Here is a 14,222-nt window from a genome sequence, read left to right on the forward strand (position 1 = left end):
AAAAACCTTAAATCTGTAGGACCTCGGGAAGACCAGCCGTCTGTCAGGCAAGCATGCGCTGCATGGGCTGGAAGTCGATGCGTTCCTCGTTTTCCGAGACGGGCAGGACGGGCACGCACAGGCTCAGGAACTTGCTCAGCATCGCGTCGAGCGAAAACAGGTCTTGTGCCCGGGTACGGCTCTGCGCCTTCAATGACTCGTTGCTGCGCACCCGATCAACCATCGACTCAACCTTGTCGCAAGCTTCGGTCAGGTCCGGATGTTCGACATCGCTGAGCAGATGGCCTGTTTCGTTTTCGACGAAGCATTCACCGGCGCCGCCAGCGGGTGTTGAGATCACCGGAACGCCCAACAGCTGCGCTTCGATCAACACGTTTGGCAAGCCCTCATAGCGCGACAGCAGCAGGCTGGCGTCCATCTGCGAATACCAGTAGCCCACGTGGTTGGACAGGCCCACCAGCAACAGGCGATCGGTCACGCGCAGTTCTTCCGCCAGCGCCACGATGTTGTCGTGCAGGCGTCCGTCGCCCACGATGACAAAGCGCGCCTGAGGCCGCCGCTTCAGATACATCGCGGCAAGCTTGATCCAGAGCTGCGGCCGCTTGTCCGGTTCCAGCCGGAACACGCCGCCAATCGTTTCAGTGGCGTCGGTGGTGGCTTCCTTGAAGGACTCCCACTTTTGCTCGTCGGCGCTGGATGCATTGGTCGCCAGGTCGGGCACGCCGTTGTACAGCACATGAAAGCGCACGACGGGAATGCCCAGCCACTGCGCGTACGCCTCGGCGGCCGTGCGGCTGTTGCTGACGAAGTACACGCCCGGCACTTGCGCCAAGGCCTGGAACAGCTCGGGATACTCTTCGCGGAAGCGGTCTTTGCGGATGTTCGGCGGCAATCCGCGAAACACCAGGTGGATGGTCGGCACACCCGCAAGCAACGCGGCCAGCGCGCCGAACAGGCACGTGCCGTCTTGCCACAGGCTGACGACGTCAAACGGGTTGGCGCGCAGCACCGGCGCAAGCCGCGTCACGCCGTAGTGCACGGGCGGGGGCAGCTGTTCCAGCATGCGGCCCAGGCGGCCGTCGGGCACCGATTGATGCGCCACCGAAATGGCGGGCAGCTTGTTGATCTCGGTGACCGGAATCTGCGCCTGCACCAGCACCGGCAAAAAGAAGTCGAGCCCTTGCTTCTTTTTCGTCGAACCCGCCGGCTCGGTGTGCTGCTTGACCATGACTTCGACCTTCTCGGGCCGCATCACCACGTCCGGCAGCTGCCGATCCGGCTGCTCCGCCATGCGCGTCAATTCGCCGGCAAGGCGCGTCAGCTGGCGCTCGGCGCCGCCGGGGCCCAGGCTGCCCGTCACCAGGGCGACGGACACGGGCTTTTCTGGCGGCTGCTCGGCGATCTTGCGGTTGCGAAAGTGCAGGATGGCGTGCTTCATCGACACGATCCGCACGTCCTTTCCCGCCAGGCCGCCTTCGGGCTCAAGGCCCTTGAAGAAGGCGTAGTCGGCGGCCAGCGCGTTGGCCAGCTCCGCCGCCTTGCTGCCCGGCGCCAGGTGCGCGGCCACGGGGCGGATCGCTTCATACGCGTCCGCCAGCAAGCCGCGCTTGCGCAGCCGTTTAGCGAATTCAACGCGGATATTGCGATCCGTGTGTTCCAGAATCAAGCGCCGGAACAACTGGTCCGACTGCTCGTGTGCGCGGATGTCGCTAAGCAACTTGGCGCGGGCGAACAGCCGCGACGGGTTCTCCGACGTTGCCGGCAGATGGCGGTCGACCAAGGACAAGGCCTCGTCGACATGCCGTTCCTTGACCAGCCGCGTCGCGCAGTAGCGCACGATCAGAAGGTCGTCCGGGCACTCTTGCAGCAGGGTTGCCCACTGCTCGGCCATGCCCTCGTTCAAGCCTGCCGATTCCTTCAGCCGAAGCAACAGGAAGCGGACCTTCGAGTCTTGCAGATGATCGCGCGCCAACGCTTCGGCGCGCGCCAGGTTTTCTTGTGCGACCTGGACCCGCACCGACGCCGTGACGATCTCCTCCAACTGGGCATGCACCCATTGAAGATCGGACGCAACGTCCGCCCGTTCGGTAGTCAGTGGTGGGTTCATGCTGCCTTCCTTCGATTGGCTTTTTCGATCCACACCAAGCAGCGATCGATGTAGTGATCGAACTGCGTGGGGTTATCGGACAGTTCGCGAAGGCGGCGCCAGTACGGCAAAGCCTGTTCGAAACGATGCAGACGCATGGCGCCCACGGCGGCCAGGCGCAGGCCGATGGCGTCGGTGGGAACCAGTTGCAGGATGCGTTCGCCCAGCGCCAGGCGCTCGGTGGTGCTGGCCGGGTCCAACGCGCGCGCCTCGGCATACAGCACGGCGATGATGCGGCGTTTTTCGTGATCGACTTCCGTCATCTGCGGCCACGATTGGGCAACGCGTTCCAACAGGTTCCAGGCGGCGCGGTGATCGCCTGCCGCGAGGATTTCGCGAGCGCCGCGAATGGCGCGCGGGCCCAGTCTGCCCAGTTGGCGTTCGGCTTCATCCTTGGCGTTCTGGTCGGCCGAGGCGTTGGCCAGCACGGCCTGGTAGGCGTCGATGGCTTCGCCGAACCAGCCACCGTTGAAGGCCACGCGGGCAAAGTACAGCTGCGTGCTCAACGGTGCGGCCTTGTCGGCAGCGGCTTGTTCCAGATGGCGCATGGCGGTCTGCTTGTCGCCCAGCGCATCGGCCGCGCGGCCGCGCATTGCGTCCAGTTCGGGGAAATCAACCTGCGTATCCAACGCGATGTCGGTCAGGTCGATCACTTCCTTGTGATTGCCGGCCAGCAGCGCGGCGCGTACGCCAAGACGCATCGCTCGTTCGAACGCACGCTGCGCGCGCAGGGCGGTCAGGGCGTCGGGGTTGAGCAGGCGGTGCGCGCAGATGCGTTCGGCGGCATCGCGCAGGCGTCCTTCTTCCAGCGCGCGGGTGCCGTCCTCGGCCCATGCGGCCGACTGCGATTGCAACCAGGCGCTGATGTCTTCGTGTTGGCTCTTGGCCAGGCCGCAAGACACGGCCAGCGCGGCGGCGGCCATGATGCAACCGCGCCACGAGGCTTCCTTGACCAGTTCCAGCGCGTCCACGTCTTCCAACGCGGGGGATTCCGACGCCAGGGCGCGCAGGCCGGCGCGGTCGCCCGCCAGCAGCCGGTCGCGCCACAGCACCGCAAAGCCCCGGCCGTACGTCGGGATGGCTTCGCGCACTTCATTGACCCAGCGGATGACGGCGTCCATGTCGCCGCTGGTTTGCAACAGCGACAACACGGTGTCGGCCGCTTCCAGCGCGGTGGCGTCGGTGGGCGACGAAATGCGGAACAGCTGCTTCCAGTTGCCCAGCGACTCGTCCACGTGACCCAACTGGCCGGCGGAGGCCGCGGCGATGCGGACGATTTCGGGCGTTTCGATTTCGTCGCCCAGCAAGCCGGCCGCAAGCGAGTACGCTAGATCGTGGCGGCCCAGCTTGAAGTGGTTGCGCATCAGGATCTGTTCCGCCTTGCTGCCGGAAGCCAGAGCGCCGTCCGCGCTGCCCAAGAGCTCAAGCGAACCTTCGTAGTCGCCCAGTTCTGCCTGGATGCGTGCGAACAGCAGCATGTGCTCGGGCAGGCCGGGGTGGCGGCGCAGCACGTCGCGCACGCGGCGCGAGGCTTCGCGCAGGTCGCCCGAATCCCAGATCTTTTCGATGCGCTCGGCGCTGTCGTCGGCGCCCAGCTTGGGTACAGACACCTGCGTGGTCGATGCGCTCATGCGCGGGCGCATGTAGTTCTTGAACCACTCGTGGCACAGGCGTTCGGCAAAGACCTGCGTGTAATGCGTCAAATCCAGCCCGCCGTTTTCCATGGCGTCGGCCTGGCCGATCTTGCTCATGAGCGGCGTCGGGTCATAGCACGGCACGCCGATGCGTTGCGCGCTTGCGGCCACGGCGGCGATCAGCTGCGCGCGTTGGTCGATCGGCACGTTGTCCGGCGTCAGTGCGTTGACATGCGTGACGAACACGACCTTGTCATGACCCAGCAGCGCGACCAGCTCGCGCATTTCGGCTTCGATTTCTTCGTCGGTCTGATCGCGCTTGACGATGCGCGACAGCAGGTCCTGGTCATCGCGCGACAGGCTTTTGAACACGGCGTCCTGGTCCAGCTGCACACGGCGTTCGGCAAGCCGGTCGGTGCTGGCCAGCTGCCAGAACATCCGGGTGCGCGCGCGGTCGGCGAAGAACTCGCTGAAATAGCGAACCAGATAGTTGGACTGAATGGGATGGCCGTCGATGGTCAGCAGCTTGCGCGAAGACAGCTCGACCATGTACAGGTCGGCCGGCTTGTGCGTGCCGCGGCGCGCTTGCTCGCCATTCGAAGGGCGGAAGATCAGGCGCTGCACGTCGGCCGGAATGTCCATCTGGCCAAACATGAAACGCGCCTGCTGTAGCGCCTCGGCGCTGGTGTGCACAAAGCCGTAGTTGCGCCCGAGTTGCAGCTTGATCGGGTAGCGTCCCACGGCGTCACGCAGGGGCGTATGAATTCGGCAGGTGCCGATCGGAGCGATAGTAAATGCAGTCATCCAGGGTCTCTCCTGTAGTGATGGATAGCGAGCCTGAACTTAAAGAGTCCAGTACAAGAGGTCGGGGGCAAGGCGCTTGCTGTCCAGCACCGACTTCAGGTCGCACACCATGCCTCCGCTGTTGACCAGGCCGGGGAGGTCTTCCCAGATGGTCTCCATGGTTTCGCGGTGAGGGACCGCGAGAATCAGCACGTCCATGCCAGCGAATGCTTCGCGGGGGACGAGCTTGATGCCGTATTCGTGTTCCATCTGTTCGGGGTCGACCATCGGATCGCACGCAACCGGCGTGATGCCGTAGCTGCCCAGCGCCTGGTACAGGTCGACAACCTTCGAGTTACGGATGTCGGGCACGTTTTCCTTGAACGTCATCCCCAGGATGCCGACGCGCGTGGACGCGTTCAGGCGGCCGTTGCGGGCCAGCGTCTGCACGATGCGCTGTGCAACGTGGTTCGCCATGCCGTCATTGATGCGGCGGCCGGACAGGATGACTTCCGGGTGATAGCCCAGTTCCTGGGCTTTGGACGTCAGGTAGTACGGGTCGACGCCGATGCAGTGTCCGCCCACCAGGCCGGGCGAGAACTTCAGGAAGTTCCACTTGGTACCGGCGGCGTTCAGGACTTCCGAGGTGCGGATGCCGACCAGATCGCAGATCTTCGACATCTCGTTCATCAGCGCGATGTTGATGTCGCGCTGGGTGTTTTCCAGCACCTTCGCCGCTTCGGCCACCTTGATGGACGAGGCGCGGTGCACGCCGGCGTCGATGATCTTCTCGTACACGCCGGCAATGATCTCCAGCGATGCTTCATCCTGGCCGGACACGATCTTCACGATCTTCTCCAGCGGATGCTCGCGGTCGCCCGGGTTGATCCGTTCGGGGCTGTAACCCAGCTTGAAATCGACGCCGCAGCGCAGGCCGGACACCTTTTCGAGTTCGGGGCCGCAGATTTCCTCGGTAGCGCCGGGGTGGACGGTGGATTCAAACACCACGATGGAACCCGGACGCAGCACAGGGCCAATCGATTGGCATGCGCGCACCAGCAGGGAAAAATCGGGGTTGTTCTTTTCGTCGACCGGCGTGGGAACGGCGACCACGAAAAAGTCGCAGCCTTCCAGTTCCGAAATCTGGTCGGTAAAGGTCATGGCAGAGGCACGCAGGGCGTCGTCGTCAATCTCGCCGGTCCAGTCATGTCCCTCTTTCAGTCGTGCGATTCTCCGCTTATCTACATCAAAGCCGATGACATCAAAGCGCTTGGAAAATGCGACGGCTACGGGCAGGCCGACATATCCAAGGCCACACACTGCGATTCTCTTTACCACGGGGGCCTCACTGTTTTCGTCGTGTCGTGGACACTAGAAATCGACGCCCGAAGACACGTAAATCGATTCAAAATCGATATACGACTGTCCCCATTGGGCGGACTTATTGCTTAAGAAATGTTTCGTCTCGAAACCTACACATACGTGCCAGATGACGAGCCAACGAATCGTAGATGGGCCAGACAGCAATATTCTTTCTAAAAATTATTATTGCTGTGGAAATGAGTCAGGGTTTCCGTAATAAACCCCGGGAATTCCCTCAAATAATTACATTCATTACACAAACCGCAACACAGAATGGCCGGGTAATTGTTAACGGATATTAAAAAGGGTATTTCTTATTCTTGTTTAACCATACTGAAAAACATAATGCTTGTTCAGCGGGTATTTATTAATAGCCTAAAGCAATTATTCCGTAATGCAAAATCGTTGTGTACAAGCCCGTCATAATCCGCTGAATAATGCCCCTGAAAATCGCCGTCTTCAAAGCACTTGGCCCACCGCATGCTGTGGGCCAAGTGCTTGATATAAAAGACGAACAGCGGTGTTATTCCACCGTCACGCTCTTGGCCAGGTTGCGCGGCTTGTCCACATCGGTGCCGCGGGCGCAGGCCGTGTGGTAGGACAGCAGCTGCAGCGGAATGGTGTGCAGGATGGGTGACAGCTTGCCGTAGTTCTCGGGCATGCGGATCACGTGCATGCCTTCGGCGCTTTGGATCTTGCTGTCGGCATCCGCAAACACATAGAGCTCGCCGCCGCGCGCACGCACTTCCTGCATGTTGGACTTCAGCTTTTCCAGCAGCTCGTCCTTGGGCGCGATGGTCACAACCGGCATGTGTTCGGTCACCAGCGCCAGCGGGCCGTGCTTGAGCTCGCCAGCCGGGTAGGCTTCGGCGTGGATGTAGCTGATTTCCTTCAGCTTCAGCGCGCCTTCCAGCGCGATGGGGTAGTGCATGCCACGGCCCAGGAACAGGGCGTTTTCCTTGGACGCGAAGCGATCGGCCCACGCCATGATCTGCGGCTCAAGCGCCAGCACCGAACCGATGGCCACCGGCAGATGGCGCAGGGCCTTCAGGTGATCGGCTTCCTGCTCGTCCGACAACTGGCCGCGCACTTGCGCCAGCGTCAGGGTCAACAGGAACAGCGCGGTCAGCTGGGTGGTGAAGGCCTTGGTCGACGCCACGCCGATTTCAACGCCGGCGCGCGTGATGTACGACAGCTTGCATTCACGCACCATGGCGCTGGTGGACACGTTGCAGACGGTCAGCGTGTGCTCCATGCCCAGCGAACGCGCGTGCTTCAACGCGGCCAGCGTGTCGGCGGTTTCGCCCGACTGCGAGATCGTGACCACCAGCGAACGCGGGTTGGGCACGCTATCGCGGTAGCGGTATTCGCTGGCGATTTCCACGGCCACCGGGATCTTGGCGATGGACTCGATCCAGTACTTGGCGGTAAGACCCGCGTAGTAGCTGGTGCCGCAAGCCAGGATCAACAGCGAATCGATCTCTTTGAAGACCTTGTAAGCCTGGTCGCCGAACAGCTCGGGCGTGATGGCTTCGATGTCTTGCAGCGTGTCGCCCACGGCGCGCGGCTGCTCGAAGATTTCCTTCTGCATGTAGTGGCGGTACGGGCCCAACTCAGCCGCGCCCGTGTGCACGTGCACGGTGTGCACTTCACGATCCACGTTCTTGCCGTTGGCGTCCACGATCCACACGCGCGACAGTTGCAGGTCAACGACGTCGCCGTCTTCCAGGTAGATGATCTGGTCGGTCGTGCCAGCCAGCGCCAGCGCGTCGGAAGCCAGGAAGTTTTCGTTCTGGCCCACGCCCACCACCAGCGGCGAGCCTTGGCGAGCGCCCACGACGCGATGCGGTTCGTCGCGGCAGAACACGGCGATGGCGTAGGCGCCATGCAGGCGGCGCACGGCATTCTGCACGGCTTCGAACAGGTCGCCGGCGTACAGGTGGTTCACCAGATGCGCGATGACTTCGGTGTCGGTCTGGCTTTCAAAGACATAGCCCACGGCCTGCAATTCAGCACGCAGTTCGTCGTGGTTTTCGATGATGCCGTTGTGCACGAGCGCGATGCGCGGCTCGTCGTTACCCAGATGCGAGAAGTGGGGGTGCGCGTTATGCGTGGCCGGCACGCCGTGCGTGGCCCAACGCGTGTGGGCGATGCCCGTGAAACCCTGCACCTTGTCTTGGGCAACCTGGTCGGCCAGCTCAGCCACGCGCTGCGTGCTGCGCGTACGGCGCAGATGGCCGTCGGCATAGACGGCAACGCCGCAAGAGTCGTAGCCGCGGTATTCCAGCCGCTTCAGACCTTCAACAAGAATCGGGGTGATGTCGCGCTGGGCGACGGCGCCAACAATGCCGCACATAGGAGAGACTCCGCTAAGTTCGTGTACCGACGCATTGTGCGCGACCCGCAAAGAAATTTGATTTCTTAATACGCCTATATTTGGAAGTTAATTCCCTTACATATTTGTGATTAAATAATCTTTCTTCAAAACGATGTTTTTGAATTAATCATGCAAAATATGCCCAATCTGCTGCCGGAACTCGATGATCTGGACCTGCGCATTCTTGAACAGTTACAAGAAGACAGCTCACTGACCAACCAGGATCTGGCCGCACGCGTGCATGCCTCGCCCCCCACCTGCCTGCGGCGAGTGCGGCGCCTGGTGGATGAAGGCGTGATTGCCCGCCAGGTCGCCATCCTGGCGGCCGAAAAGCTGGGCAGCACGCTGACGGCAATCGTCGAGATCACGCTGGATGTGCAGGCCGCCGAAAGCCTGGACGCGTTCGAACAAAGCATGCTGACCGAGCCCGCCGTGCTTCAGTGCTACCGCGTATCGCCCGGCCCGGACTTCGTGGTGATCGCCCAGGTAAAGGACATGCCCGCCTACCACGCACTGGTCCACCGCGCCTTCACGGCGCAAGCCAACGTGCGCAACGTGCGCACGTTCTTCTCGGTGCACCGCGCGAAGTTTGAAACGAGGATTGATGTGCGGGGGTGAGTGCCCCCGCAAGGGTCAGCGCCCGCCCAGCAGCCGCTCGAACTGCGCCAGATACCGGTTGCCCATCTTCTGCACGTCGTGTTCGTTCTTGACGTACTCGTACGCGCGCGCCGTCACATCTTGGCGGAATGCGGCGTCGTCCAGGCAGCGCGCCATGCCGGCGGCCATGGCCTGGTGGTCGCCCACGGCCACCAGCACGCCGCGCCCGTCGGCCAGGCTTTCTTTCAAGCCGCCCGCGTCGGTGGATACCACTGGCACGCGTTGCAGGAAGGCGTCCAGCACGCTGCTGCCTAGCGCTTCTTCTTCGGAGCTCATGACGAACACGTCGAGGATGCTGTAGAAATCTTCGACGCCTTTGCGAAAGCCCGCGAAGCGGTAGACGTCTTCGATACCGAGCTTTTCGGCTTCGTCCTTGGCCTGCTGTTCGCGGTCGCCGCCTGCGCCGAAGTGCAGGAAGACGAAGTCGCGGCGCGTCTTGGCCAGTTCGCCCACGGCGCGCACCAAGGTGACGGGGTCCTTGTCGCGGATCAGCGCGGCGGAGGTCGCCATGACCTTCTTGCCGGTCAGTTCGAATTCGCGCACCAGGTTGTCGACGTTCTCGGCGTTGATGGCGTGCGGTTCGACCGCGCTGCGGATGATGACGGGTTCGATGCCCAGCCGGCGCGGTTCGCTGGCGGCCATCTCGCTGATCGCCACGAACAGATTCGCGTGGCGCCACTTGTAGCCGGTTTTCCATTCGTCGCCCGGCTTCACCACAAACGACGTGCGGCGCGAGAACACCACGGGGCTGCGATGCAGCCACTTGGTCAGCACGGCCCACGTGATGGTGTTGGCGGTTTGCGCGTGGATGATGTCGTAGCGGCTGGCGCCCGCCAGGAACGCCAGTTGGCCCGGCACGTTGCGGCAGGTGTGGGCGACGAAACCCTCTTGGCGCGCGCGCTCGGCCAGCGGCGCGCCTTCGCGGCACATCACTTCGACGTCATGGCCCGCCTTGCGGAAGGCGCGCATGCAATACAGCGTCTGCCGTTCGCCGCCGCGCCAGCCTTTTTCGAAGTTCAGTTGCAGGATCTTCATGCGCGGCCGATGCCCGAATACTCGAAGCCCAGGCCGCGCACGTCGGCGGGCGTGTACAGGTTGCGGCCGTCGATGATCAGCGGCGTCTTCAGCAGCGCCTTCACGCGGTCGAAGTCGGGTGCGCGGAAGACCTTCCATTCGGTCGCAATCAGCAGCGCGTCGGCGCCGTCCAGCGCGTCGTACATGTCGGTGGCGAAGCTGATGCCCGGCTGGCCGACCAGCACGCGGGCGGCCTCGTGCATGGCGACGGGGTCATAGGCGCGCACATCGGCTCCACGGCGCGTCAGTTCGGCGATGACCGTCAGGCTGGGCGCTTCGCGCATGTCGTCCGTGTTCGGCTTGAACGACAAGCCCCACAGCGCGATCTTGCGGCCGCGCAGGTCTTCGCCGTAGCGTTCCACCAGCTTTTCCGACAAGCGGAATTTCTGCGCGTGGTTGGCGGCTTCGGCGGCTTCGATGACGCGCATGGGCAGGGAATTTTCGGCGGCGGTGTTGACCAGCGCCTGCACGTCTTTGGGGAAGCACGAGCCGCCGTAGCCCGCGCCGGGATACAGGAAGTGATAGCCGATGCGCGGATCGGCGCCGATGCCGCGGCGCACTTGCTCGATGTCGGCGCCCAAGGCTTCGGCCAGGTTCGCCATCTCGTTCATGAACGAGATGCGCGTGGCCAGCATGGCGTTGGCGGCGTACTTGGTCAGTTCTGCCGAGCGCACGTCCATCACCATCAGGCGGTCGTGCGTGCGCTGGAAGGGTTCGTAGATGCGGCGCATCACGCCGATGGTGTAGTCGTCATCAGCGCCCACGACCACGCGGTCCGGGCTCATGAAGTCATTGATGGCGGCCCCTTCCTTCAGGAATTCGGGGTTGGAGGCCACGCTGAAGGGGATGTCGACGCCGCGCGCCGCCAGTTCCTTGGCCACCACCGCGCGCACCTTGTCGGCGGTGCCGACCGGCACGGTGGACTTGTCGACGATGAGTTTGCGCGTGGTCATGTGGCGCGCGATGTTCTGCGCGGCGGCCAGCACGTACTTCAGATCGGCGGAGCCATCTTCGCCCGGCGGCGTGCCCACGGCGATGAACTGCACGTCGCCAAAGGCCACGCTTTGCGCCACGTCGTCCGTGAAATGCAGGCGGCCCGCCTGCACGTTGCGGCGGACCAGGTCTTCCAGGCCGGGTTCATAGATGGGGATGCCGCCTTGGCGCAACAGGGCGATCTTCGCCGCGTCGACATCCAGACACATGACGTCGTTGCCCATGTCGGCCAGGCACGCTCCCGACACCAACCCCACGTAACCGGTACCCACGACCGTGATTTTCATGCCTGCCCGCCTTCAAAATAGGGAATCTTGCGCGCCTGGCTTCAGGAACCAGGCGCCGGCCGCCATTATAGAAGCGGCCGGGAACCAGGGTAGTAGTGGCAGGGAGCCAGGGGCTGAATGGCCCCTAGACCCGCAATTTGCTGAAACGGACGGTGTTCACAACCACCGCCAGGGCTGCGCAGATCGTCCCCAGCACCAGCGCCAGCCCGGGGCCGTGCGCCACGCTAACGCTGAAGGCGATGGCCACCAGCGCCGTGCCAAAGCTCTGGCCGAACACCCGGGTCGTGGCCTGCAAGCCACCCGCCGCACCACTGCGCGAGCGGGGCGCGGCCGACAACATGGCGCGGTTGTTCGGCGTCTGGAAGAAACCAAATCCCACGCCCGCCACGAACATGCCCGCCACGATGGGCCAGTTCGACACCGACGACGGCAGCAGCGCCAGCGACAGCATGCCAGCCACCATGGTCGCCGCCCCCACGCCACTGAGCGTGGCGGCGGAATAGCGGTCGGACAGCCGGCCCGCCAGCGGGGCGATGATGGCGGTGCCCACAGGCCAGGCGCCCATCAGCATGCCGACTTCCAGGTACGGCCGGCCCAGCACCTGCTGGAAGTAGAACGGCAGCGACACATACGACGCCATCTGCGCCGCGAACGTGCAGGCCGACGCGCCCACGGCGAACGCCAGCGGACGGATGCGCAGCAAGTCCACCGGCACCAGCGGCGCGGGCTGGCGGCTGGCGCGGCGCACCAGCACCAAGCCAACCACCGTCGCAATCGCAACCAGGCCGATCCCGCGCAGCAGATCCTGCCCCATCATGTCGACGCCGGAAATGAAGACGCCCAGCGTCACCATGCAGAGCAGCGCGCTGACCCAATCCAGCTTGACGTCGTTACGCGGCACTTCAGGCAGATGGCGCAGGCCGAACATGGCCAGCACGCAGATCGGCAGATTGACCGCGAAGATCCATGGCCACGGCGCCACCGACAGAATGGCGGACCCGATGGTGGGCCCCAGCACCGACATCACGGCCACCGTGGTGGCGTTGATGCTGATGCCGCGTCCCAGCAATTTCAGCGGATAGATGTTGCGCACCAGGCCGCCAAACATGCACATCAAGGTGGCCGCGCCCACGCCCTGGAACACGCGCGCCGCCGTCAGCTGCCACAACGTGCCGGCCAGCGCGCAGCCCAGCGACGCCAACGTGAAAAGTATCAGGCCGAAGGTGAACATGCGGCGAAAGCCGATGCGCTCGGCCAGCGCCGACAAGGGCAGCAGCATCATCACCACCGCCAGGTTGTAGGCGTTGACGATCCAGACGGCTTGCGCGGGGGATGCGTTCAGGTCGACGGCGATCGTGGGCAGGGCCACGTTGGCGATGGTCGTGTCCAGCACCGACAGGCTGATGCCTGTCATCACCGTAGCGGCCGCCCAATACCGGCGCGGCGTGGGCAGGCCATCAGGCTGGGCCGACTTGGCGCCGCCGCTTGGGGCGGCGCCTTGAGCGGCAGCCTGGGCGGGGTCGTTCTCCGCCATCACGACTTCTTGACGGGACGCTGCCAACCCTCAACGGTGAGCTGTTTGGCACGCGACACCGTCAGCTTCTCAGCCGGCGCGTCGCGCGTCAGGGTGGTGCCTGCGCCCAAGGTGGCGCCACGGCCCACACGCACCGGCGCGACCAGCTGCGTGTCGGAACCGATGAAGGCGTCGTCTTCGATGACGGTGCGGTGCTTGTTCACGCCGTCGTAATTGCAGGTGATGGTGCCCGCGCCCACGTTCACGCGCGCGCCGATGTCGGCGTCGCCAATGTAGGCCAGGTGATTGGCCTTGCTGTCAGCGCCCAGCACGCTCTTTTTGATTTCGACGAAGTTCCCAACGTGGCTGCGGTCGCCCAATTCGGCGCCCGGACGCAGGCGGGCATACGGACCCACGCGCGCATCACGGCCCACTTCGGCCTGTTGCAGATGGCTGAACGCTTCGATCTGCGTGCCCGCGCCCACCGCGACATCGCGCAGCACGCAATGCGGGCCAACGCGCACGCCATCGGCCAACGTCACATTGCCTTCGAACACGCAGCCCACGTCAATGAACACATCGCGGCCGCACGTGAGCGAACCGCGCACGTCAAAGCGGGCGGGGTCGGCCAGCGTGACGCCGGCTTCCAGCTGGCGGCGGGCTTGCTCGCCTTGCCAGCGGCGTTCCAGTTCGGCTTGCTGCACGCGGCTGTTCACGCCCAGCGTTTCCCAGCCGGCGGCCGGTTGCGCCGCGCCCACCGGCACGCTGTCAACGACAGCCAGCCCGACGACGTCGGTCAGGTAGTACTCGCCCTGTGCGTTCTTGTTGTCGATGCGGGTCAGCCAGTCTTTCAGCTTGGCCGTGGGTGCCGTCAGGATGCCGGTGTTCACTTCCTTGATGGCGCGTTCGGCGTCGGACGCGTCCTTGTGCTCGACGATGCGGCACACATTGCCTTGGGCGTCGCGCACGATGCGGCCATAGCCGGTGGAGTCGTCCAGCACTTCGGTTAGCACCGCCGCGCCCGCGCCGCGCGCGTTCAGCAGGCGTTGCAGCGTGTCGGGCTGCACCAGCGGCACGTCACCGTACAGCACCAGCGTCACGTCATCCTTGCCTTCGCCTTCCAACAGCAGCGGCACCGCTTGCTGCACGGCGTGGCCGGTGCCTTGCTGCGGTTGCTGCAACACGAAGTGCAGATCCGGCTGGCCTTCGAACGCCTGTTTGACGCGGTCCGCGCCATGGCCGACCACAACGATGATGCGCGCCGGCTTCAACTGGCGCGCGCTGTCCAGCACATGGGCCAGCATCGGTTTGCCGGCCAGCGTGTGCAGCACTTTGGGAAGGTCGGACTGCATGCGTTTGCCCAGTCCGGCGGCGAGGATCACTACATTAAGCATAA

9 protein-coding genes are annotated in these 14,222 nt (G+C 63.9%); 1 reads left to right on the top strand and 8 read right to left on the bottom strand.

Annotation, left to right across the window (positions count from 1 at the left end):
- Positions 1-43 precede the first annotated feature (43 nt).
- The 4 genes from HV765_RS19290 to glmS all read right to left on the bottom strand — a co-directional run bounded on the left by HV765_RS19290 (position 44) and on the right by glmS (position 8,281).
- Positions 44-2,107: a glycosyltransferase gene (locus HV765_RS19290; protein ID WP_175170658.1), complete on the bottom strand. Its 2,064-nt coding sequence runs from the start codon at positions 2,105-2,107 to the stop codon at positions 44-46.
- Complete coding sequence (locus HV765_RS19295) at positions 2,104-4,584, bottom strand: hypothetical protein (protein WP_175170659.1); 2,481 nt, start codon at positions 4,582-4,584, stop codon at positions 2,104-2,106. The genes HV765_RS19290 and HV765_RS19295 overlap by 4 nt, the downstream gene beginning before the upstream one ends.
- Positions 4,585-4,623: 39 nt before the next feature.
- Positions 4,624-5,883, bottom strand: coding sequence for a nucleotide sugar dehydrogenase (locus tag HV765_RS19300; protein WP_175170660.1), 1,260 nt, complete (start codon positions 5,881-5,883; stop codon positions 4,624-4,626).
- Between the two features lie 565 nt (positions 5,884-6,448).
- Complete coding sequence (glmS, locus tag HV765_RS19305) at positions 6,449-8,281, bottom strand: glutamine--fructose-6-phosphate transaminase (isomerizing) (protein ID WP_054421081.1); 1,833 nt, start codon at positions 8,279-8,281, stop codon at positions 6,449-6,451.
- Positions 8,282-8,431: 150 nt separating this feature from the next.
- On the opposite strand from glmS, the gene HV765_RS19310 reads away from it, so the two are divergent.
- Positions 8,432-8,920, top strand: a complete 489-nt coding sequence (locus HV765_RS19310; RefSeq protein WP_054421080.1) for an Lrp/AsnC family transcriptional regulator — start codon at positions 8,432-8,434, stop codon at positions 8,918-8,920.
- 15 nt (positions 8,921-8,935) lie between these two features.
- On the opposite strand, the gene HV765_RS19315 is transcribed toward HV765_RS19310, so the two are convergent.
- The 4 genes from HV765_RS19315 to glmU all read right to left on the bottom strand — a co-directional run bounded on the left by HV765_RS19315 (position 8,936) and on the right by glmU (position 14,220).
- Positions 8,936-9,994: a glycosyltransferase family 4 protein gene (locus HV765_RS19315; protein ID WP_175170661.1), complete on the bottom strand. Its 1,059-nt coding sequence runs from the start codon at positions 9,992-9,994 to the stop codon at positions 8,936-8,938.
- A complete protein-coding gene (locus tag HV765_RS19320; RefSeq protein ID WP_175170662.1) occupies positions 9,991-11,313 on the bottom strand; it encodes a UDP-glucose dehydrogenase family protein in 1,323 nt (440 codons plus the stop codon). Before HV765_RS19320 ends, HV765_RS19315 begins: the two co-directional genes overlap by 4 nt.
- Before the next feature lie 124 nt (positions 11,314-11,437).
- Complete coding sequence (locus tag HV765_RS19325) at positions 11,438-12,847, bottom strand: MFS transporter (protein WP_175170663.1); 1,410 nt, start codon at positions 12,845-12,847, stop codon at positions 11,438-11,440.
- On the bottom strand, positions 12,847-14,220 hold the full coding sequence (gene glmU / locus HV765_RS19330; protein ID WP_054421077.1) for a bifunctional UDP-N-acetylglucosamine diphosphorylase/glucosamine-1-phosphate N-acetyltransferase GlmU: 1,374 nt from the start codon (positions 14,218-14,220) through the stop codon (positions 12,847-12,849). Before glmU ends, HV765_RS19325 begins: the two co-directional genes overlap by 1 nt.
- Between the last annotated feature and the right edge of the window lie 2 nt (positions 14,221-14,222).

This window comes from Achromobacter kerstersii (assembly GCF_902859595.1).
Taxonomy (GTDB): Bacteria; Pseudomonadota; Gammaproteobacteria; order Burkholderiales; family Burkholderiaceae_B; genus Achromobacter; species Achromobacter kerstersii.

Coding starts and splice junctions, on each gene's coding strand:
- HV765_RS19290 (WP_175170658.1), bottom strand. CDS start 2,107: ATGAACCCACCACTGACTACCGAACGGGCGGACGTTGCGTCCGATCTT.
- HV765_RS19295 (WP_175170659.1), bottom strand. CDS start 4,584: ATGACTGCATTTACTATCGCTCCGATCGGCACCTGCCGAATTCATACG.
- glmS (WP_054421081.1), bottom strand. CDS start 8,281: ATGTGCGGCATTGTTGGCGCCGTCGCCCAGCGCGACATCACCCCGATT.
- HV765_RS19310 (WP_054421080.1), top strand. CDS start 8,432: ATGCAAAATATGCCCAATCTGCTGCCGGAACTCGATGATCTGGACCTG.
- HV765_RS19315 (WP_175170661.1), bottom strand. CDS start 9,994: ATGAAGATCCTGCAACTGAACTTCGAAAAAGGCTGGCGCGGCGGCGAA.
- HV765_RS19320 (WP_175170662.1), bottom strand. CDS start 11,313: ATGAAAATCACGGTCGTGGGTACCGGTTACGTGGGGTTGGTGTCGGGA.
- HV765_RS19325 (WP_175170663.1), bottom strand. CDS start 12,847: ATGGCGGAGAACGACCCCGCCCAGGCTGCCGCTCAAGGCGCCGCCCCA.
- glmU (WP_054421077.1), bottom strand. CDS start 14,220: ATGCTTAATGTAGTGATCCTCGCCGCCGGACTGGGCAAACGCATGCAG.